The sequence below is a fragment of the Mycobacterium sp. NGS63 genome, assembly GCF_059812295.1.
The window spans coordinates 623,874-644,443 of sequence record NZ_JCALCJ010000004.1 but is presented as its reverse complement, the minus strand read 5'-3'; the positions used below and the strand labels follow the sequence as shown (position 1 = coordinate 644,443).

The 20,570-nt window shown below is 70.4% G+C and carries 21 protein-coding genes; 6 read left to right on the top strand and 15 right to left on the bottom strand.

Annotated elements, in window-relative coordinates; genetic code table 11:
- From AC5Y4Z_RS13740 to aldR, 3 genes are read right to left on the bottom strand one after another with little or no spacing between them, the layout of a single operon-like run.
- On the bottom strand, window positions 1–1,494 hold the full coding sequence (locus tag AC5Y4Z_RS13740; RefSeq protein ID WP_499964585.1) for a flavin-containing monooxygenase: 1,494 nt from the start codon (window positions 1,492–1,494) through the stop codon (window positions 1–3).
- Window positions 1,478–1,939 carry an SRPBCC family protein gene (locus tag AC5Y4Z_RS13735; protein ID WP_499964583.1) on the bottom strand — a complete coding sequence of 154 codons (462 nt, stop codon included), beginning with the start codon at window positions 1,937–1,939 and terminating at the stop codon, window positions 1,478–1,480. Before AC5Y4Z_RS13735 ends, AC5Y4Z_RS13740 begins: the two co-directional genes overlap by 17 nt.
- A gap of 16 nt (window positions 1,940–1,955) precedes the next feature.
- Window positions 1,956–2,471 carry an HTH-type transcriptional regulator AldR gene (gene aldR / locus AC5Y4Z_RS13730; protein WP_499964581.1) on the bottom strand — a complete coding sequence of 172 codons (516 nt, stop codon included), beginning with the start codon at window positions 2,469–2,471 and terminating at the stop codon, window positions 1,956–1,958.
- Between the two features lie 67 nt (window positions 2,472–2,538).
- Here aldR and ald point away from each other — a divergent pair, with 67 nt between their 5' ends.
- The gene (gene ald, locus AC5Y4Z_RS13725) at window positions 2,539–3,654 is read left to right on the top strand and encodes an alanine dehydrogenase (protein ID WP_499964579.1); all 1,116 of its coding nucleotides are present in this window, start codon (window positions 2,539–2,541) and stop codon (window positions 3,652–3,654) included.
- On the opposite strand, the gene AC5Y4Z_RS13720 is transcribed toward ald, so the two are convergent.
- The 5 genes from AC5Y4Z_RS13720 to AC5Y4Z_RS13700 form a co-directional block, all read right to left on the bottom strand.
- Window positions 3,651–4,673: a nitronate monooxygenase gene (locus AC5Y4Z_RS13720; protein ID WP_499964576.1), complete on the bottom strand. Its 1,023-nt coding sequence runs from the start codon at window positions 4,671–4,673 to the stop codon at window positions 3,651–3,653. The genes ald and AC5Y4Z_RS13720 overlap by 4 nt on opposite strands.
- A 6-nt stretch (window positions 4,674–4,679) precedes the next feature.
- On the bottom strand, window positions 4,680–5,996 hold the full coding sequence (locus AC5Y4Z_RS13715; protein ID WP_499964574.1) for a M16 family metallopeptidase: 1,317 nt from the start codon (window positions 5,994–5,996) through the stop codon (window positions 4,680–4,682).
- On the bottom strand, window positions 5,974–8,235 hold the full coding sequence (locus tag AC5Y4Z_RS13710; protein WP_499964571.1) for a polyribonucleotide nucleotidyltransferase: 2,262 nt from the start codon (window positions 8,233–8,235) through the stop codon (window positions 5,974–5,976). Before AC5Y4Z_RS13710 ends, AC5Y4Z_RS13715 begins: the two co-directional genes overlap by 23 nt.
- 315 nt (window positions 8,236–8,550) lie before the next feature.
- Window positions 8,551–8,820 (bottom strand): 30S ribosomal protein S15, encoded by a 270-nt coding sequence (gene rpsO, locus AC5Y4Z_RS13705; protein WP_066928262.1) that lies wholly within the window; start codon window positions 8,818–8,820, stop codon window positions 8,551–8,553.
- A 92-nt stretch (window positions 8,821–8,912) separates the two neighbouring features.
- The gene (locus AC5Y4Z_RS13700) at window positions 8,913–9,893 is read right to left on the bottom strand and encodes a bifunctional riboflavin kinase/FAD synthetase (protein ID WP_499964568.1); all 981 of its coding nucleotides are present in this window, start codon (window positions 9,891–9,893) and stop codon (window positions 8,913–8,915) included.
- Window positions 9,894–9,940: 47 nt separating this feature from the next.
- Here AC5Y4Z_RS13700 and mntR point away from each other — a divergent pair, with 47 nt between their 5' ends.
- A complete protein-coding gene (gene mntR / locus AC5Y4Z_RS13695; RefSeq protein WP_499964566.1) occupies window positions 9,941–10,645 on the top strand; it encodes a manganese-binding transcriptional regulator MntR in 705 nt (234 codons plus the stop codon).
- Between the two features lie 88 nt (window positions 10,646–10,733).
- On the opposite strand, the gene AC5Y4Z_RS13690 is transcribed toward mntR, so the two are convergent.
- From AC5Y4Z_RS13690 to pptH, 5 genes are all read right to left on the bottom strand, one after another.
- Entirely contained in the window at window positions 10,734–11,969 is a 1,236-nt protein-coding gene (locus AC5Y4Z_RS13690; protein ID WP_499964564.1) for an acyl-CoA dehydrogenase family protein, read from the bottom strand.
- Window positions 11,970–11,982: 13 nt separating this feature from the next.
- The gene (locus AC5Y4Z_RS13685) at window positions 11,983–13,173 is read right to left on the bottom strand and encodes a lipid-transfer protein (protein WP_499964562.1); all 1,191 of its coding nucleotides are present in this window, start codon (window positions 13,171–13,173) and stop codon (window positions 11,983–11,985) included.
- Between the two features lie 189 nt (window positions 13,174–13,362).
- Complete coding sequence (truB, locus tag AC5Y4Z_RS13680) at window positions 13,363–14,256, bottom strand: tRNA pseudouridine(55) synthase TruB (RefSeq protein WP_499964559.1); 894 nt, start codon at window positions 14,254–14,256, stop codon at window positions 13,363–13,365.
- Window positions 14,253–14,951, bottom strand: a complete 699-nt coding sequence (gene pptT / locus AC5Y4Z_RS13675) for a 4'-phosphopantetheinyl transferase PptT (RefSeq protein ID WP_499964557.1) — start codon at window positions 14,949–14,951, stop codon at window positions 14,253–14,255. Before pptT ends, truB begins: the two co-directional genes overlap by 4 nt.
- Entirely contained in the window at window positions 14,948–15,913 is a 966-nt protein-coding gene (gene pptH, locus AC5Y4Z_RS13670; RefSeq protein ID WP_499964554.1) for an ACP phosphodiesterase PptH, read from the bottom strand. Before pptH ends, pptT begins: the two co-directional genes overlap by 4 nt.
- Before the next feature lie 149 nt (window positions 15,914–16,062).
- Here pptH and AC5Y4Z_RS13665 point away from each other — a divergent pair, with 149 nt between their 5' ends.
- Together AC5Y4Z_RS13665 and AC5Y4Z_RS13660 are read left to right on the top strand one after the other, a co-directional pair.
- The gene (locus tag AC5Y4Z_RS13665) at window positions 16,063–16,638 is read left to right on the top strand and encodes a DUF3558 domain-containing protein (RefSeq protein WP_499964551.1); all 576 of its coding nucleotides are present in this window, start codon (window positions 16,063–16,065) and stop codon (window positions 16,636–16,638) included.
- 10 nt (window positions 16,639–16,648) lie between these two features.
- Entirely contained in the window at window positions 16,649–18,358 is a 1,710-nt protein-coding gene (locus AC5Y4Z_RS13660; protein ID WP_499964549.1) for a CocE/NonD family hydrolase, read from the top strand.
- On the opposite strand, the gene AC5Y4Z_RS13655 is transcribed toward AC5Y4Z_RS13660, so the two are convergent.
- Both AC5Y4Z_RS13655 and AC5Y4Z_RS13650 read right to left on the bottom strand, forming a co-directional pair.
- Entirely contained in the window at window positions 18,317–18,868 is a 552-nt protein-coding gene (locus AC5Y4Z_RS13655; protein WP_499964546.1) for a DUF1802 family protein, read from the bottom strand. The two genes, AC5Y4Z_RS13660 and AC5Y4Z_RS13655, sit on opposite strands and share 42 nt — an antisense overlap.
- Window positions 18,865–19,140, bottom strand: a complete 276-nt coding sequence (locus tag AC5Y4Z_RS13650) for a DUF2277 domain-containing protein (protein WP_499964544.1) — start codon at window positions 19,138–19,140, stop codon at window positions 18,865–18,867. The genes AC5Y4Z_RS13655 and AC5Y4Z_RS13650 overlap by 4 nt, the downstream gene beginning before the upstream one ends.
- A 43-nt stretch (window positions 19,141–19,183) precedes the next feature.
- Between AC5Y4Z_RS13650 and AC5Y4Z_RS13645 the strand changes: the two genes are divergently transcribed.
- Together AC5Y4Z_RS13645 and AC5Y4Z_RS13640 are read left to right on the top strand one after the other, a co-directional pair.
- The gene (locus AC5Y4Z_RS13645) at window positions 19,184–19,933 is read left to right on the top strand and encodes an enoyl-CoA hydratase (protein WP_499964542.1); all 750 of its coding nucleotides are present in this window, start codon (window positions 19,184–19,186) and stop codon (window positions 19,931–19,933) included.
- 60 nt (window positions 19,934–19,993) lie between these two features.
- Window positions 19,994–20,569 carry a hypothetical protein gene (locus AC5Y4Z_RS13640; RefSeq protein WP_499964541.1) on the top strand — a complete coding sequence of 192 codons (576 nt, stop codon included), beginning with the start codon at window positions 19,994–19,996 and terminating at the stop codon, window positions 20,567–20,569.
- The last annotated feature ends 1 nt before the right edge of the window (window position 20,570 follow it).

Below are 20,570 nucleotides of genomic sequence, written 5' to 3'. Positions count from 1 at the left end.
TCAGTGCTGGTGAGTATAGGCGCCGTCGCGGCGCAGGTCGTAGTCCCCCGGGGCGGTGGCGGCCAACATGGCGCGATGTGCTGCCGGGGTGAACGGCCACACCTCGGGCACCCCGTCCTTGTTCAGATACCAGCTGTCGCAGCCGGTGGTCCACACCGTGTCCGGCATCGCCGCCCGCAGCCGCGCGTTGTAGCTCTCGGTCGCCGATTGCGTCGGCTCGACCGTGTCGAATTCGCCACGGCGCCAACGCCGGATCCACGCCACGATGTGGTCGGCCTGATGCTCGGCCACGGCCGTCAGCGAGTGGTTTCCCACCGGGCTGTGCGGCCCCAGCATCATGAAGAAGTTCGGGAAGCCGGGCATCGCCACGGTCCGGTAGGCCCGCGGCCCGTCCCGCCACACCTCGTCGGCGGCGACGCCGTCGCGGCCCGTCAGGCGCATCGGCCGGAAGAACGCGTGGGTGTCGAACCCGGTACACAGCACGATGACGTCGGCCTCGTGCAGGACACCGTCGTCGGTGACGATGCCGCGCGGTTCCACGTGGTCGATTCCGGCGGTCACCAGCTCGACGTCGTCGCGCTGGATCGCGCGGTAGAACCCGCCCGACACCACCAACCGCTTGCACATCGGCTGGTAGTCGGGCGTCAGCGCGGCGCGCAACCCGGGGTCGCGCACCCGGCGCAGGTTGGCGCGGCACAGCGCGCCCATCATCGTGCGGCGCAGGCCCGGCTTGGTCAGCGCGACGGCGAAGGTGTCGAAGAGGAGGCTGTACGCCCGGTACGCGAGCCGATCCAGCCACGGCGCGGCCCGGTGCGTGGCGTCGGCGAACCGGGAGTACCGCGGGTTGGGCATCGGCACCACCCACTGCGCGGTGCGCTGGAACAGCAACACCCGGCCCGCGAGGCCGGCGAGCCCGCAGACCAGCTGCACGCCGGTGGATCCGTTGCCCACCACCGCGATTCGCTTGCCGGCGAGTCCGACGGAATGATCCCAGCGCGCGGAGTGGAAGACGTGCCCCCCGAAGCCGTCCAGCCCGGCAATCGACGGCATCCGGGGATGGTGCAGAACGCCGGTCGCCGAGATCAGGAAGTCCACCGTGCGTTCCTCGCCGGCGTCGGTGCGCAGCGCCCAGCGGCCGCCCTCGAAACGGGCGCCGACGATCTCGGTGCCGAACCGGATCCGCTGTCGCAGCCCGAATTGGTCGGCGACGCCGCGGAAGTACGCCTGGATCTCGCCGCCGGGCGAAAACATGTGCGACCAGTCGGGTTTCGTGGCGAACGTGTATTGGTAGACGCGCGACGGCACGTCACACGTCAGCCCGGGATAGGTGTTCTCGCGCCAGGTGCCGCCCACCTCGTCGGCCTTCTCATAGATGACGACATCGTCAACGCCGCTGCGCAGCAACGCGATTGCGGCGCACAGCCCGGACATGCCCGCGCCGACGATGGCGACCGCGGGATCACGTGTGGCCGTGTGGCTAGCCGGCTTCCGCACGCTGCTTGAGCCGTTGCAGGGTCAGCCGGATGTGCTCGGCGTTGGCGGCCGCGCGATCGGTGACGCCGGTGCTCTTGCCGGCGACCTTGCGGAACCACCCGGGCCGGCGGTCCCAGGTGCTCTCGGTGACGCGGCAGCCGCCGTCACCCGCGACGATGTCGTACTGCCAGCGGGCGATCGGCAGCACGGCGTAGCGCACGTCGAAGGCGAAGACCCGGCCGGGGTCGGCGTCGGTGACCGTGCACTTGGTGCTCCAGCGCCGGCCGGCGTTTTCGTTGCGGCCGACGAACACCGCGCCCGGGCGGACGGCGTCGCCCTTGCGCCACTCCATGGCCACCGCCTCCTCGGCCAGCGTCGCCAGCGTCGGGAGGTCGGTGATCAGGCCGTACACCACGTCGGGGCGGGCATCGATCTGCACGCTGGCCGTCACGCACCGCTCATCCATCCGCCGATCATAAGGCTCAGACGGGTGAAGCCCCGCGGAGGTGCTCGAAGATCAGCGACGTCTGGGTGCCCGCGACGTCGGCGTCGGCGTTGAGGTTCTCCACGACGAACGCGCGCAAGTCCTCGGTGTCGCGCGCGGCGACGTGCAGGATGAAATCGTCCGCGCCGGCCAGGAAGTAGACGTCCATCACCTGGGGCCTGGTGCGGATCTGCTGGATGAAGCTGCGGATCTTGCCCCGCGCGTTGGACTGCAGGTTGACCGAGATCATCGCCTGCAGCGGCAGCCCGACGGCGACGGGGTCGACGTCGGTGTAGAAGCCGCGGATGACGCCGAGTTCCATCAGCCGCCGCACCCGCCCGTGACACGTCGACGGGGCGATCCCGACCGCCTCGGCGAGCGCGCTGTTGGTCATCCGCGCGTCGGCGTGCAGCAGGCCCAGGATTTGGCGGTCCACCGCGTCCAGGTGGGCGGGCCGAACATCCTTCGGGGGATCGCCCGGCCGAGGGTTCGATGCAGCAGATGGATCGGGCATGTCCGAAGTCTACAGAATTATCATCAGCATGTTTGCTGAATAGGTGAACTTTCTTCACAATTGAGGTATGCGCGTCGGCGTCCCCACGGAGACCAAGAACAACGAATTCCGGGTGGCGATCACGCCCGCCGGCGTCGCCGAACTCACCCACCGCGGCCACGAGGTCCTCGTCCAATCCGGCGCCGGGGACGGCTCGGCGATCACCGATGCGGACTTCAAGGCGGCGGGCGCCCAGGTGACCGGCGCCGCCGACGAGGTGTGGGCGGGCGCCGACCTGTTGCTCAAGGTCAAGGAACCGGTGCCGGCCGAGTACGGGTTCCTGCACGGGGGCCAGGTGGTGTTCACGTATCTGCATCTGGCCGCCTCGCGCGTGTTGACCGACGCCCTGCTGGCGTCGAAGACGACCGCGATCGCCTACGAGACCGTCCAGGCCGCCGACGGCTCGCTGCCGCTGCTGGCGCCGATGAGCGAGGTCGCCGGCCGGCTCGCCGCCCAGGTCGGCGCGTATCACCTGATGCGCACCCGGGGCGGGCGCGGCGTGCTGATGGGCGGGGTGCCCGGGGTCAAGCCCGCCGACGTCGTGGTGGTCGGGGCCGGCACCGCCGGCCACAACGCCGCCCGCGTCGCGTCCGGGATGGGCGCCAACGTCCTGGTCTTCGACGTCAACATCGCCAAGCTCCGGCTGCTCGACGCGGAGTTCGCCGGCCATATCGGCACCCGCTACTCGTCGGCCTACGAGCTCGAGGGCGCCGTCAAGCGCGCCGACCTGGTCATCGGCGCCGTCCTGGTGCCCGGCGGCAAGGCCCCCACCTTGATCGCCGATTCCCTTGTCGCGCAGATGAAGCCGGGCGCGGTGCTGGTGGACATCGCGATCGACCAGGGCGGCTGTTTCGAGGACTCGCGGCCCACCACGCACGACGACCCGACGTTCGCCGTGCACGACACGCTGTTCTACTGCGTGGCGAACATGCCCAGCGCGGTGCCCAAGACGTCGACGGTCGCGCTGACCAACGCGACGATGCCGTACGTGCTGCAACTCGCCGACCGCGGCTGGCGGGCGGCCTGCCGTTCGGATCCCGCTCTGGCCCAGGGGCTTTCGACGCACGGCGGCGCGCTGCTGTCCGCGCGGGTGGCCGGCGACCTGGGCCTGCCCCACACCGAACCGGCGGGCGTGCTGGCCTAGCCCGCGAGGCCGGCGACGATGTCGGCTACCGGCCCCGGGCGCGCGTCGCCGAACGAGGTGCCCGCCCACAGCGCCATCCCGTTGGGGTCCTCGCGCTCGGTCGCCGCCTGCCGGATCGGCAGCGTCATCTGGTTGACCTCGGGATAGCCCAGCGGGGCCACGCCGTCGAGCAGGCGGATGAATTCGTTCTCCAGACCGCGGGCGTAGCGACCGGAGAAGGCGCGGGTGACGATCGTCTTGCCGAACAGCTGGTTCTTCATCGCGGTGCGGTGCGCCTGGCTGGTGCCGGCCTCGTCGGAGAGCAGCAGCGCGGTGCCCACCTGCGCGGCCACCGCCCCCCGGCGCAGCGCTTGGGCGACGTCGTCGGCGGTGCCCAGCCCGCCGGCCGCGATGAGCGGGACGTCGCGGTGCGCCCGGTGGATGCGGTCGATCAGCTCGTGCAGCGTCTCGGTGCCGGGCTCGCGGTCGGGCGCGAACGTGCCGCGGTGCCCGCCGGCGTCGGGACCCTGCACCACCAGGCTGTCCGCGCCGGCGGCCACGGCCACCCCGGCCTCGTACGGCGACGTCACGGTGACCATCACCAGCAGCCCCAACGCGCTCAGCCACCGGATGACGTCGGGCGGCGGCACCCCGAACGTGAAGGACACCAGCTCGGGGCGCACGTCGGCGACGACCTCGAGCTTGCTCTCCCAGTCGTCGTCGTCTCCGTACTCCGGCCGGCCGACCTCCACCTGATAGTGCTCGGCGATGCCTTCGAGTTCGTCGGCGTAGTAGTCCAGCGCGACCCAGTCGGCGACGCTGGGCTGCGGCACGAACAGGTTGACGCCGAGCGGGCCGGTGGTCAGGGCGCGGGCGGCGGCGATGTCGTCGGCGAACCGCTCGGCGGTCAGGTACCCGCCGGGGAGGAAACCGAGCCCGCCCGCGTTGGACACCGCCGCGGCCAGCGCCGGGGTGCCCGGCCCGCCGGCCATCGGCGCGCCGACGATGGGCACCGCGATGTCCCAGAAGCCCAGTACCATGGAGAATTAATTTACCATCGCCCGAAGTTGTTGGGGCAGCGACCGTTTCGAGGCGTACGGGCCCAGAACGGCGGCGCCGTAGCGCTTGCCCAGCAGGCGGCGGGCCACGGCGTTGACCTCCTCGACGGTCACCTTGTCGATCTGTTGCAGGGTGTGTTCGATGCTGCGGTGCCTGCCGTAGTTCAACTCGTTGCGCCCGATGCGGCTCATCCGGGAACCGGAGTCCTCCAGCCCGAGGACGAGCCCGCCGCGCAGCGAGCCCTTGGCGATGCGGCATTCCGCCTCGGTGATGCCGTCGCGCGCCACCGCGTCGAGCACCTCGCCGGTGACCCTCATGACGTCGGGGAAACGCTCGGGCAGGCACGCCGCGTACACCGACAGCGCGCCGCTGTCGGCGAAGATGTCCACCGCCGAATAGACCGAATAGGCCAGGCCGCGCAGCTCCCGAACCTCTTGGAACAGGCGGGAACTCAGCCCGCCGCCCAGCGCGGTGTGCAGCACCGACAGCGCCCACCGGTGTTCCCAGTTGCGCCCGGGGGTGCGCACCCCGAGCGACACGTGGGTCTGCTCGGCGTCGCGGTTGACCAGCGCCAGCCCGGGGCTGCCGTTGACCCGTCCGGCGCCCTTGCGCGGGGCGATCGGCCGCCGTCCGCGCACCAGGTGCGCCCCGAAGTGCTCGCGCACCAGTGCGATCACCGCGTCGTGGTCGACGTTGCCGGCGACCGCGACCACCATCCGCTGCGGGGTGTAGCGCCGCACATGAAACGAGTGCAGCTGGCCGCGCGTCATCGCCGACACCGACCGGGCGGTGCCGATCACGGGGCGGCCCACCGGGTGGTCGCCGAACAGCGCCGACAGGAATATGTCGCCCAGCGCGTCCTCGGGGTCGTCGTCGCGCATCGCGATCTCCTCGAGGACGACATCGCGTTCCAGCTCGACGTCGTCGGCGGCGCAGCAACCGTTGAGCACCACGTCGGCGACCAGGTCGATCGCCAGTTCCAGGTCGGTGTCGAGCACGTGCGCGTAGTAGCAGGTGTGCTCGCGGGAGGTGAACGCGTTCAGCTCGCCGCCGACGGCGTCCATCGCCTGGGCGATGTCCACGGCCGTGCGCGTCGGCGTCGACTTGAACAGCAGGTGCTCGAGGAAGTGCGCCGCCCCGGCCACGCTGGCACCCTCGTCGCGCGATCCGACGCCGACCCAAACCCCGACCGAGGCGGAGCGCACCGCGGGCAGGTACTCGGTGACCACCCGCAGGCCTCCGGGCAGCGTGGTGCGGCGCAGGGCCCGGGCGGTCGCAGGATCAGCTGGTGACCGTTGCGGCATCGGCAGGAGCTGAGGCGGGCGCGGCCGCGCTGTCCGTCGAGTCCTCTTCGTCGACCAGGACCAAGGAAATCTTGCCCCGCTTGTCGATGTCGGCGATCTCCACGCGCAGCTTGTCGCCGACGTTCACCACGTCCTCGACCTTCGCGATGCGCTTGCCCCGGCCCAGCTTGGAGATGTGCACCAGGCCGTCGCGCCCGGGCAGCAGCGACACGAACGCGCCGAAATCCGTTGTCTTGACGACGGTTCCAAGGAACCGCTCGCCGACCGTCGGCAGCTGCGGGTTGGCGATCGCGTTGATCCGGTCGATGGCGGCCTGCGCCGAGGGACCGTCGGTGGCGCCGACGAACACGGTGCCGTCGTCCTCGATCGAGATCTGCGCGCCGGTCTCCTCGGTGATCGCGTTGATGACCTTGCCCTTGGGGCCGATAACCTCGCCGATCTTGTCCACCGGGACCTTGATGGTGGTCACCCGCGGCGCGTACGGGCTCATCTCGTCGGGCGCGTCGATGGCCTCGGCCATGACCTCGAGGATGGTCAGGCGGGCGTCTTTGGCCTGGGCCAGCGCGCCGGCGAGGACCTTCGACGGGATGCCGTCGAGCTTGGTGTCCAGCTGCAGCGCGGTGACGAAGTCCTTGGTGCCGGCACACTTGAAGTCCATGTCGCCGAACGCGTCCTCGGCGCCCAGGATGTCGGTCAGGGTGACGAAGCGGCGCTCGGTACCACCCCCGTCAACCTCGACATCGTCGGAGACCAGACCCATCGCGATGCCGGCGACCGGCGCCTTGAGCGGCACCCCGGCATTCAGCAGCGACAGCGTCGACGCGCAGACCGACCCCATCGAGGTCGATCCGTTGGAACCCAGCGCCTCGGACACCTGCCGGATCGCGTACGGGAACTCCTCGACGCTCGGCAGCACCGGCACCAGGGCCCGCTCGGCCAGGGCACCGTGCCCGATCTCGCGCCGCTTGGGCGAGCCGACGCGGCCGGTCTCGCCGGTGGAGAACGGCGGGAAGTTGTAGTGGTGCATGTAGCGCTTGGAGGTTTCGGGCCCCAGCGAGTCGATCTGCTGGGCCATCTTGACCATGTCGAGCGTGGTCACGCCCAGGATCTGGGTCTCGCCTCGCTGGAACAGCGCGCTGCCGTGCGCCCGCGGGACGACGGCGACCTCGGCGCTCAGGGCACGGATGTCGGTGATGCCCCGGCCGTCGATGCGGAAGTGGTCGGTCAGGATGCGTTGGCGCACCAGCTTTTTGGTCAGCGAGCGGAACGCGGCGCCGACCTCTTTCTCCCGGCCCTCGTAGGTGTCGGCGAGCCGCTCGAGCACTTGAGCCTTGATCTCGGCGGTGCGCTGGTCGCGTTCGGCCTTGCCGCCGATGGTCAGCGCGTTGGCCAGCTCCTCGGTGGCCACCGAGGACACCGAGTAGTACACGTCGTCGCCGTAGTCTGGGAACGTCGGGTAATCCGCGGTTTCCTTCGCGGCGGCGTCGGCGAGCTCCTGCTGCGCGGTGCACAGCGCGTCGATGAACGGCTTGGCCGCCTCCAGGCCTTCGGCCACAACGCTTTCCGTCGGCGCCTGCGCGCCGCCGTCGAGCAGGGCGATGACGTTCTCGGTGGCCTCGGCCTCGACCATCATGATCGCGACGTCGCCGTCCACCTTGCGGCCGGCCACCACCATGTCGAACACCGCCCGCTCGAGCTGCTCGACCGTCGGGAACGCGACCCACTGGCCGTCGATGAGCGCCACCCGCACCCCGCCGATGGGGCCGGAGAACGGCAGGCCGCTGATCTGGGTGGAGGCCGACGCGGCGTTGATCGCCAGCACGTCGTAGAGGTCGTTGGGGTCGAGGCTCAAAATCGTGACGACGACCTGGATCTCGTTGCGCAGACCGTCGACGAACGACGGGCGCAGCGGCCGGTCGATGAGCCGGCAGGTCAGGATGGCGTCGGTGGAGGGGCGACCCTCGCGGCGGAAGAACGAGCCGGGGATGCGCCCGGCGGCGTACATCCGCTCTTCGACGTCGACGGTCAGCGGGAAGAAGTCGAAGTGCTCCTTCGGGCTCTTGCTGGCGGTGGTCGCCGACAACAGCATGTTCTCGTCGTCGAGGTAGGCGACGACGGCGCCGGCGGCCTGCTGGGCCAGCCGGCCGGTCTCGAACCGGATGGTGCGGGTGCCGAAGCTCCCGTTGTCGATGGTGGCGGTCGCCTCGAACACGCCCTCTTCAATCTCAGCTACAGACATGGGTGCCCGTATGGCCTCTCTGGGTATTCAGCTGGTTTCGCGCGTCGGCAGACAAGCGGGCGAACCCGGAGAGCAATGAGTCTGAATGCGGCTACGGCCATCGATCGAAGCGGCCGAGAATCCCCAGATCCGGGGAGCGCGGCAGCCACTACCGAAGACCGCCCGATGCAGACTGGGCTGCTTCCGTCTTGACACGCTGGAACGGCACACGCGGATCTGCGCGACCGCACCGTTTGCTCGGGCCAAGCAGGCCCAGAACGCTCCCACTCTACACGGGCGCATCGCCCCCGCCAGCGCCGGACCGCCCGGCCTGGCTCAGCGGCGCAGGCCCAGCCGCTCCACGAGCGAGCGGTAGCGCTCCACGTCGATCTGCGACACGTACTTGAGCAGCCGGCGGCGGCGGCCGACGAGCAGCAGCAGTCCGCGCCGCGAGTGGTGGTCGTGCTTGTGCACCTTGAGGTGCTCGGTCAGGTCGGCGATCCGCCTGGTCAGCAGCGCGACCTGGGCCTCCGGCGAGCCGGTGTCGGTCTCGTGCAGGCCGTAGGAGGTCAGGATCTCCTTTTTTTGCTCGGCAGTAAGCGCCACGAAAACATCTCCATCAATCGGTCCGCGATCATTCGGTATCAAGGCGCGGCCACCGCGAACCGCAGCACGCGCCGATGTCGCCCGGCAGTTTATCAGTCCGTGAGCAGGGCGCGCGCCCGCTCGGTGTCCTGGCCCATCGCGGCGACGAGATCGGCTACCGAGTCGAACTTGTGCTGCCCGCGGATGCGTGCGACGAAGTCCAAGGCCACGTGCTGGCCGTACAGGTCGGCGGTGGTGTCCAGCACGAACGCCTCGACGGTGCGGGTGCGCCCGGAAAAGGTCGGGTTGGTGCCGACGGACACCGCGGCCTGGTAGCGCTCCCCGGGGACGATCGCCTTGGGCGTGCCGGCCACCGGGCCGGGACCGAGCAGGGTGAACCAGGCCGCGTACACGCCGTCGGCCGGGATGGCCGAATACATCGGCGGGGCCACGTTGGCGGTGGGAAACCCCAGCTCCGCGCCCCTCCCGTAGCCGCGGACGATGACGCCCTCGACCCGGTGCGGGCGGCCCAGCGCGTCGGCGGCCGCCACCATGTCGCCGGCGTCCACGCAGGACCGGATGTAGGTGGACGAGAACGTCACGGTCTCGTTGCTGTGATGCTCCGACAGCAGCGACATCGACTCGACGGCGAAGCCGAACCGCTCACCGGCGCGGCGCAGGGTCTCGACGTTGCCGGCGGCCTTCTTGCCGAACGTGAAGTTCTCCCCCACCACGACCTCCACCACGTGCAGGTTTTCCACCAGCAGCTCGTGGACGTAGCGCTCGGGGGTGAGTTTCATGAAGTCGCTGGTGAACGGCATCACCAGGAAGACGTCGATGCCCAGCTCCTCGACCAGCTCGGCGCGGCGCGCGAGCGTCGTCAGCTGGGCGGGGTGGCTGCCGGGATAGACCACTTCCATCGGATGGGGGTCGAACGTCATCAGCACGGCGGGCACGTTGCGGGCGCGGCCCGCCTTGACCGCGTGCGCGATCAGCTCGGCGTGGCCCCGATGCACGCCGTCGAACACCCCGATGGTGACCACGCATCGGCCCCAGTCCGTGGGGATCTCGTCCTGGCCACGCCACCGCTGCACGACCGCAAGCCTACGACGCGGGACGGGGTTGCCTAAACTTTCAGCTTGTGAGGGCTGACGACGAGCCAGGCGGGATCACCGCGGTCGGCCAGGACTACCTGAAGGTCATCTGGAATGCCCAGGAATGGTCTCCGGAGGGCGCGCCCGAGAAGGTCAGCACCAAGATGCTGGCCGACCGGATCGGGGTTTCGGCCAGCACGGCGTCGGAATCGATCCGCAAGCTCGCCGAGCAGGGGCTGGTCGACCACGAGAAGTACGGCGCGGTGACGCTGACCGAGGCGGGCCGGCGGGCGGCCCTGGCGGTGGTGCGCCGGCACCGGTTGTTGGAGACCTTCCTGGTCAACGAGCTCGGCTACGGCTGGGACGAGGTGCACGACGAGGCCGAGGTGCTCGAGCACGCGGTGTCCGACCGCCTGGTGGCCCGCATCGACGCCAAGCTGGGCTATCCCCAGCGCGACCCGCACGGCGACCCGATCCCCGCCTCCGACGGGCAGGTGCCCACGCCGCCGGCCCGCCAGCTGTGGGCGTGCGGCGACGGCGACGCCGGGACGGTGGCCCGCATCTCCGACGCCGACCCCGAGATGCTGCGCTATTTCACCGACGTCGGGATCCACCTGGATTCGCGGCTGCGGGTGCTGGCCCGCCGCGAGTTCGCCGGCATGATCTCGGTGGTCATCGAATCCGCCGACGGCGCCGAGAACGCCGTCGACCTGGGCAGCCCGGCGGCCCGGGCAATCTGGGTCGTCGCCTAGCTCAGGCCTAGCTTTCTGTCCGCGAGCCGAACCTGGCTGCGATTTTCTAGCGCGAGGTTCGCAGTGCGGTTCGGCTCGTGATGCTGGCTTAGTCCGCCAACAGGCCCTTGGCGATGTGGGTGACCTGGACCTCGTTGCTGCCGGCGTAGATCATCAGCGACTTGGCGTCGCGGGCCAGCTGCTCCACGCGGTACTCGGCCATATAGCCGTTGCCGCCGAACAGCTGCACGGCCTCCATCGCCACGTCGGTGGCCGCCTCCGACGAGTACAGCTTGATCGCCGACGCCTCGGCCAGCGTCAGCGGTTTGCCGGCCTGCTGACGCTCGATGGTCTGAAAGACCATGTTCTGCACGTTCATTCGCGCGATTTCCATCTTCGCCAGCTTGAGCTGGATCAGCTGGAACTGCCCGATGTTCTTGCCCCACAGGGTGCGCGCCTTGGCGTAGTCCACGCACAGCCGGTGGCATTCGTTGATGATGCCGAGCGCCATCATCGCGATCCCGATCCGCTCGGCGGCGAAATTGTCGCGGGCGCTTTCGCGGCCGTCGCCGCCGGCGTGCTGTTCGCTCTCCCCCAGCAGCCGGTCGGGGGTCAGGCGCACGTTGTCGAAGAACAATTCGCCCGTCGGCGAGGACATCATGCCCATCTTCTTGAACGGCTTGCCCTGCGTCAGGCCCTCCATGCCGGCGTCCAGCACGAAGACCAGGACCGGCCGGTTTCGCTTGTCTTCGGTCGAACCGTCGTCGAGTTTGGCGTACACCACCAGGACGTCGGCGTAGGGGCCGTTGGTGATGAAGGTCTTCTGCCCGTTGAGGATGTAATCCGCACCGTCGCGCTTGACGTATGTCTTCATCCCGCCGAACGCGTCCGAGCCGGAGTCGGGCTCGGTGATGGCCCACGCCGCGATCTTTTTCAGCGTCATCAGGTCGGGCAGCCAGCGTTCCTTCTGGGCCAGCGTGCCGCGACTGGCGATGGTCGCCGCGCCCAGCCCGAGGCTGACCGACGCGGTGCTCAGCAGCCCGATGCTGACTCCGGCGAGCTCGGAGACCAGCACCGCCATCATCGACGCCTGCGCGCCGCCCGCTCCGAAACCGCCTGAACTATCCCGCTTTTCGTCCCGTCCACTGCGCTCGCGGTCCAGCATGTTCTTGACCGCCTCGGCGGCCATCGCGTCGAGACCGAACTGGCTGAACAGCTTGCGGGCGATCGGATAGGGCGGTAGCGCGCCCGTTTCCAGCTCGTCGAGATGCGGGCGGATCTCCTTGTCGATGAACTGACGGACGGCATCCCGAACCATCAGGTCGGTGTCGGACCACTCGAACACGGGCTGCCCGGGGTCAGCGCTGGGCGCGCTGGTAGGCGGTCACCACGGCGGCCCCACCCAGCCCGATGTTGTGCTGCAGCGCGGCCGTGACGCCCTCGACCTGACGCTTGTCCGCGGCGCCGCGCAGTTGCCAGGTCAGCTCGGCGCACTGCGCCAGGCCCGTCGCACCCAGCGGGTGCCCCTTGGAGATCAGGCCGCCCGACGGGTTGACCACCCAGCGCCCGCCGTAGGTGGTGTCGCCGTTGTCGACCAGCTTGGGTGCCTCACCGGGCCCGCACAGGCCGAGCGCCTCGTACAGCAGCAGCTCGTTGGCCGAGAAGCAGTCGTGCAGCTCGATCACCTGAAAGTCCTCGGGGCCCAGGCCGGTCTGGTCGTAAACCTGTTGCGCCGCTTGCACATTCATGTCGTAGCCGATGAGGTTCTTGGCGGTGCCGTCGAACGTCGAGGCGAAGTCGGTGGTCATCGCCTGACCGACGATCTCCACCGCCCGCTCGGCCAGCCCATGGCTGTCGACGAAGCCCTCCGAGGCCACGATCGCCGCGCCCGAACCGTCGGACGTTGGCGAGCACTGCAGCTTGGTCAGCGGGTCGGAGATCATCCGTGCCGCCAGGATGTCGTCGAGCGTGTAGGACTCCTGGAACTGCGCGAACGGGTTGTTGACCGAGTGCTTGTGGTTCTTGTAGCCGATCTTGGCGAAATGCTCTGCGGTGGTGCCGTATTGGCGCATGTGCTCGCGGCCGGCGGCGCCGAACATCCACGGCGCGACGGGCAGCGCGAACTCGTCGATCTCGGCCATCGCCTTGACGTGGCGGCCCATCGGCGACTCGCGGTCCTCGGCGCCGCCGCTCAGCGCGCCGGGCTGCATCTTCTCGAAGCCCAGCGCGATCGCGCAGTCGACGATCCCGCCGCGGACGGCCTGGGCCGCCAGGAACAGCGCCGTCGAACCGGTCGAGCAGTTGTTGTTGACATTGACGATCGGAATGCCGGTCATGCCCAGCTCGTAGAGCGCGCGCTGCCCGGAGGTGGAGTCACCCGAGCAGTAGCCGACGTAGCCCTGCTGCACCTCGCGGAAGTCGATGCCGGCATCTTTGAGGGCGTTGGTGCCCGACTCCCGCGCCATGTCCGGGTAGTCCCAGCCCTCGCGGCGGCCCGGCTTCTCGAATTTCGTCATGCCGACGCCGACGACGTAAACCTTGTTGGACATCTTTGGCCCCTTCCGAACGGCTTAGGCTCTCAGTTTGCAACGTGGCCGCGCGGGGGTTGTCGGCGGGAGGGTCTTGGGTGTGAGCTCAGGGCCTCGAGTGTGCGGCCAGGGCGCTCTGAAGCCGGTTTAGCCGCCACCGCTTCACACCGAAAGCCACCGGCGCACAGTCGATGTTGAGGCGTCCCGCCGCTACAGCGTCGCCGGGCGCAACACCACCACCGACTTCGTCCGTGAACCCTCGTCGCGCAGCAGGGCGATCACCCGGCCGTCGGCGTCGGCCGCGGCGTAGACGCCGTCGATGCCGGCGGGCGCCAGCGCCCGGCCGTGGCCGGTCGCCAGGGCCTCCTCGGCGGACAGGTCGCGGCGGGGAAAGAGCAGCAGGCACGCCTCGTCCAGGGTCAGGGTCAGCCGGGGCCGCTCGGCCAGCTCGTCCAGCGCGCACGCCCGGTCCAGCCCGAAGCGGCCGACGCGGGTGCGCCGCAACGACGTCAGGTGCCCGCCCACCGCGAGCGCGGCGCCGACGTCGCGGGCCAGCGCGCGGATGTAGGTGCCCGACGAGCAGTCGACCTCGACGTCGACGTCGACCACCTCGCCGTGGGGCCGCACGGCCAGCACCTCGAAGCGGTCGATGCGCACCGGGCGGGCCCGCAGCTCGACGTCGTGGCCCTCCCGGACCAGCCGGTAGGCCCGGCGGCCGTCGACCTTGATCGCGCTGACCGCCGACGGCACCTGCTCGATGTCGCCGCGCAGCCCCGCGACCGCCGCGGCGATCTGTTCGACGGTCACGTGCCCGGCCGAAACGCTCTGCACGACTTCGCCTTCGGCGTCCTCGGTGGACGTGGTCTGTCCCAGGCGGATGGTGGCGGCGTACGACTTCGACGCCGCGGTCAGCAGGCCGAGGATCTTGGTGGCGCGCTCGACGCCGATCACCAGCATGCCGGTGGCCATCGGGTCCAGCGTGCCGGCGTGACCGACCCGCCGGGTGGAAAAGATCCGCCGGCAGCGGCCCACCACGTCGTGACTGGTCATTCCGGCCGGCTTGTCGACCAGGACCAGTCCGGGCCCAGGCCCCGCTTCGTTCACAACACGATGGCCGTCAGCACCAGACCGCGCTCGACCGACCAGCGGCCCCGCAGCGCGGTGAGCGGCGGGCCCGACAGCGCCTCCCCGTCGATCAGGATCTTGGACACGAAGACCCCGGTCGTGCCGCCGTCGGGCGGGTCGAGGTCGAACACGATGTGGGCGTCCTCGAACCCCAGCCACCGCCGGGTCAGCGGGAACCAGGCCTTGTACGTTGCCTCCTTGGCGCAAAACAGGATCCGGTCCCAGTGCAGGCCCGCGGGCAGCGCGGCGATCTCGTGGCGCTCCTCCTCCAGGGTGATCGCGTCCAGCACGCCGTCGGGCAGCACGTCGTGCGGTTCGGCGTCGATGCCCACCGAGCGCACCGCGCCGGCGCGTCCCACCACCGCGCCGCGGTAGCCGGTGCAGTGGGTGAGGCTGCCGACCACGCCGTCGGGCCAGCACGGTTCTCCCTTGTCGCCCTTGAGGATCGGCACCGGCGGCACGCCGAGTTCGCCCATCGCGATGCGGGCGCAGTGGCGGACGGTGATGAACTCGTTGCGCCGTTTGGCCACCGACTTGGCGATCAGCGGCTCCTCCTCGGGCAGCGGCGTCAGGCCGGCCGGATCGTCGTAGACCTCGGCGTAGGCCAGATCCTGGGCCGCCGAACCGAGGAGGGTGCCGGGCAGCACCGACGACACCAGCGTGCGCCCCGTCATCGGGACTGCCGCTGGCGCACGCGTTCCCGGAACTGCTGGGCCTGGCGGCGCATCTCGGGCGTGATCACGAAGTGGCCGCCGAAGTCGTTGAGATAGCCGGGCGCGTACTGCGGATCCGGCAACACCTGGCGCAACCAGCTGTACGGCTTGCGCCGGCGCCACTCCCGCGGGTAGCCGACCGACACCTCCTCGAAGCGCACGTCGTCGTACCAGGTGGTGCGCGGTATGTGCAGGTGCCCGTAGACCGAGCAGATCGCGTTGTAGCGGGTGTGCCAGTCGGCGGTCTTGGTGGTGCCGCACCACAGCGAGAATTCCGGGTAGAACAGCGCGTCGCAGGGTTCGCGCACCAACGGGAAGTGGTTGACCAGGACGGTGGGTGTCATCCAGTCCAGCTCTTCGAGGCGGGCGCGGGTGACCGCCAGCCGTTCGCGACACCAGGCCTCGCGCGTGGGGTACGGCTCGGACGACAGCAGGAACTCGTCGGTGGCCACCACGTTGCGCTCCCGCGCGATCGCCATGCCCTCGGCTTTGCTCGTCGCCCCCTCCGGCAGGAACGTGTAGTCGTACAGCAAAAACATCGGCACGATGGTGGCCGGGCCGCCGCGTTCGGTCCACACCGGGAACGGATGCTCGGGCGTGACGATGCCCATCTCGTCGCACATGTTGACCAGGTACTCGTAGCGCGCCTTGCCGAAGATCTGCATGGGGTCGCGGGTGGTGGTCCACAGCTCGTGGTTGCCGGGCACCCAGATCACCTTGGCGAACCGGCGCCGCAGCACGTCAAGCGCCCAGCGGATCTCGTCGGTGCGTTCGGCGACGTCGCCGGCGACGATCAGCCAGTCGTCCGGCGACGACGGGTACAGAGATTCGGTGACCGGTTTGTTGCCCAGGTGCCCGGTGTGCAGGTCGGAAACCGCCCACAGCGTCGGCCGCCCGCCGTTCGTCGATCCCTCGCCTGCCACGACTACCCAGCCTAACGACCCGCGTCGACGGGCCGGTTTCCCCTCGGCCCTTGCCCCGCGGGACTGCAACGTGTTCTGGTTTGTCTGTGACGGTGCTGACCCGGCTTGTACACTCCCGGCAAGGGACCGCCGAGGCGTCAGGGGGTGGCATGTTCGCCAATCTGCGTTTGCTCGGGGCACTGGGGGCGGTCGCGGCGGCGGTGGTGCTGGGCTGGCAAAGCGTTCCGGCCGGGCCCGGCGGCGGCGGCCCGGTCGAGTTGCGCTCGACCGCCCAGCCGATGGAGACCACGATGAAGAGCCCCATCGTGGCGACCACCGACCCGCGCCCCTTCGACGCGTGCGAGGACATCCCGCTGGGCGCCCTGCAGGGGCTCGGGCTGGCGTTCACCCCGCCCGAACACGAGGACGGGCTGCGCTGCCACCTCGACGCGGGTAACTACCAGATGGCCGTCGAGCCCATCATCTGGCGCACCTACGAACAGTCGCTGCCCGCCGACGCCGTCGAGACGACGATCCAGGGGCATCGCGCCGCGCAGTACTGGGTCCTCAAGCCGACCTACCACAACAGCTTCTGGTTCTTCTCCTGCATGGTCGCGTTCAAGACCAGCTACGGGGTGCTGCAGCAGGCGCTGTACTACTCGACGGTGTACTCCAACCCCGAAGTCGACTGCATGTCCACCAATCTGCAGCGCGCCAACGACCTCACGCCCTACTACAAGTTCTAGCCGCTCCCGCGTGAGTACGACCTCCACCAGCGCCCCGCGGTCGGGGCCGGGCATTGTGGGGCGGGCCGGCGACCACGCGCTGGGCCGGCTGCTGGGGCTGCCGCGGGCGACGAGCGCCTACACGGTGGATCGCGCCGAGGTGCCGATGCGCGACGGGGCCCGGCTGCTCGCCGACCACTACGCGCCCCTGACTTCCAGCCCCGCGGGCACCTTGCTCATCCGGGGGCCGTACGGGCGGGCGTTCCCGTTCTCGTGGGCGTTCGCGCGGCTGTATGCCGCTCGCGGCTACCACGTCGTATTGCAAAGCGTGCGTGGCACATTCGGGTCGGGCGGCGAGTTCGAGCCGATGGTCAACGAGGCCGCCGACGGCGCCGACACGGTCGATTGGCTGCGCGAGCAGCCGTGGTTCACCGGGCGGTTCGCCACCGTCGGCGTGTCCTATCTGGGCTTCACCCAGTGGGCGGTGTTGCGGGATCCGCCGCCGGAGCTGGCCGCCGCCGTCATCACCGCCGGCCCGCACGATTTCAACGCGTCGTCGTGGGGCACCGGCTCGTTCACCGTCCAGGACTATCTGGGCTGGTGCCACCTGGTGGCGCACCAGGAGGAGCCCTCGCGCCTCCGGCTGGTGACGCGCCAGCTGCAGGCCCGGCGCAAGGTGCCCGAGGTGGCCGCCGCGCTGCCCCTGGGTGAGGCAGCCCGGAGGCTGCTCGGCCGGGGCGCGCCGTGGTTCGAATCGTGGGCCGAACAGCACGACCACACCGACGCGTTCTGGGACCGGCTGCGGTTCGCCGAGGCGCTGGACCGGGTGCGGGTGCCGGTGCTGGTCATCGGCGGCTGGCAGGACATCTTCCTGCGCCAGACGCTGCAGCAGTACGGGCACCTGCGCGCCCGGGGTGTCGACGCGGCGCTCACCGTCGGGCCCTGGATGCACGCCCAGCTGGTGGGCAGGGCCCTGCCCATCAGCGCCCGGGAGACCCTGGACTGGCTCGACACCCACCTGGCCGGCGCCGCCCCGCGCCGCCCCGCCCCGGTCCGCGTCTATGTCACCGGGCTGGGCTGGCGCAACCTGCCCGACTTCCCGCCCGCCACCACCGAACGGGCACTCTACCTGCGACCCGGCGGCCACCTGGGCGAGACCGCGCCGACGGGAAAGGGCCTGGCGCCGGCGACGTTTCGCTTCGACCCCGCCGACCCGACGCCCACCATCGGCGGCCCGCTGCTGTCCCCCGACGGGGGCTACCGCGACGACAGCCGCCTCGCGCTGCGCGACGACGTGCTCGCCTTCACCAGCCTCACCCTGGCGCAGGACCTGTACGTCTACGGCACTCCAGTGGTCGAGCTGGCGCACAGCGCCGACAACCCCCACGTCGATGTGTTCGTCCGGGTGAGCGAGGTGGACGCTAAGGGCCGCTCGCGTAACGTCAGCGACGGCTACCAGCGGCTGGACCCCGCCCGCACCGGGGCCGGGACCGTGCGGCTCGAGCTCGACGGGATAGCCCACCGCTTCCGCGCCGGATCCCGCATCCGGCTCCTGATCGCGGGCGGCTGGTTCCCCCGCTATGCGCGCAACCTGGGCACCGGCGAACCCCTGTTGACCGCCCGGCAGACAAAGCCGGCCACCCACTCGGTGCACTACGGGAGCTCGCGGCTGCTGCTGCCCGCCGGGTCAGCCGAACCGTCAGCCGACCGCGTCGCGGACCCGCCGGGCGACCCGGTCTAGCGCTTCGTCGTCGTGCACCGGCGCGGCCAGCCGGACATCGGCCAGCGGCAGCTGCACCCAGCTGACGCAGCCCGCGTATTCGGGGGCACGCGCGATCGGCACCGGTTCGGCCAGCGGAAGCACCGACACCACCAGCACGGCCAGCTTGTGCTTGGGCCGGAAATCGAGCCGGTCGGTTTGCACCGACGCGGCGGTCCAGATGTGCAGGTCCTCGATCGCCGAGAGGCCATCGGGACGGTTGACCTCTTGTGCGGCAACGACTTTCGCCGCGGCCCGCAGCACGAGGCGTTCGCCGGTGCTGTCGGCCGCGGCGGCCGCCAACAGGTCGCGATGCTCGGGCCGGACGCGCTCGGCGTGGCTGTGGGCGACGGTCGGGAACAACAGGAACTCGCGCGCGGCCAGGTCAAAGCGCTTCTCGCCGATGCCGCCCTTGCGCAGCAGCACCAGCTGCCTGCCATCGAGCAGCGCGTGCACGACCGCGCCCCATTCCTTGAGGGCGGTCAGGGTCAAGATGCTCCCGATCCGGCGAGGCGGGCCACCACCTCCGGCCGGCGCAGCGGCGGCACGGTCTTGGGCGGCTGACGGCGCGGCGGCAGGGCCGCCAGCAGCCGCGCCGTCGTCTCGGTGACCTCGGCGACCGCTACTTCGAACGCCTCGGTATTGGCGCTCGTGGGTCGGGTGATGCCGCTGACCTTGCGCACATACTGGCGCGCGGCCGCCGCGATCTCCTCGGGGGTGGCCGCCGGCTGCAGGCCGCGCAGTTCGGTGATGTTCCGGCACATGGCTCAACGATAAGCGCCGCGCGCGACCCTCTACGGTGAACGCATGACCGACGACATCCTGGTGATCGAGACCGACGAACGGGTGCGCACGCTGACCCTCAACCGGCCCCAGGCGCGCAACGCGCTGTCGTCGGCGCTGCGGGATCGGTTCTTCGGCGCCCTGTCCGACGCCGAGGGCGACGCCGACGTCGACGTCGTCATCGTCACCGGCGCCGATCCGGTGTTCTGCGCGGGGCTGGATCTCAAGGAGCTGGGCGGGCAGTCGGCGATGCCGGACATCTCGCCGCGCTGGCCGGCGATGACCAAGCCGGTGATCGGCGCGATCAACGGCGCCGCGGTCACCGGCGGCCTGGAGGTGGCGCTGTACTGCGACCTCCTGATCGCCTCGGAGCAGGCCCGCTTCGCCGACACGCACGCCCGGGTCGGCCTGCTGCCGACCTGGGGGCTCAGCGTGCGGCTACCCCAGAAGGTGGGCGTCGGGCTGGCCCGGCGCATGAGCCTCACCGGCGACTACCTGTCGGCCGCCGACGCGCTGCGCGCCGGGCTGGTGACCGAGGTGGTGCCGCACGACCGGCTGATGCCCGCGGCCCGGCAGGTGGCGGCGTCGATCGTCGGCAACAACCAGGACGCGGTGCGGGCGCTGCTGGCGTCCTATCACCGCATCGACGACACGCACACGAGCTCCGGGCTGTGGCTGGAGGCGATGGCCGCCCGGCAATTCCGGACCAGCCCCGGCGACATCGCCGCCAACCGCGAGAAGGTGCTGCAACGCGGGCGTGCCCAGGTGCGTTAGGGGTCGACTCGCGGGGGCAATACGATCCCCACAGCAGTCACTGTTGGCGCAGGAGGAATCATGCGTGCTGGTCGGCTCACCGTGGGGGCGGCCCTGGCTGCGGCCGCTATTGCAGTGGCGATCGTGTTGGCCCCGCCGCAGGCCGGCGCGCTGCCACCGCCGGGATTTCCCAACCTCGACGGTTTCACCGCCGTCCCCGCCGACGGCTACGCCACGGCACTGCGCCAGCCCGGCGCGCCGCGCATCAGCTTCTCCGCGTCGCCGACGCTGGTGTGCGACTTCTACGGCGGCACGGCGCCGCCGGCCCAACCGTCGCAGGACATCAAGTGCAGCGGCGACATGCCCGGGATGGACGACGTCCCGATCTCCGGCGGCGGCCGCCCGAAGCCCGGTGACTGCGTGGTGGGCGCGGCGAATTTCAAGGGACCCGGCTACGCGTTGAGCCGCATGTCCTACGGCGGGTGCGACGGCAACCCGCCCGCGCTGCCGCCGGGCAAGCCGTTGGCCGCGGGCCAGAAGCTGACCTACCTCAACGTGACCTGCGCCGTGGGCACCGACGACCTCGTCGCCTGCCTGGACACCACCAGCGGCGACCACGGCTTCGTGCTGCAGCGCTCGGGCAGCTGGGCGTTCTGAC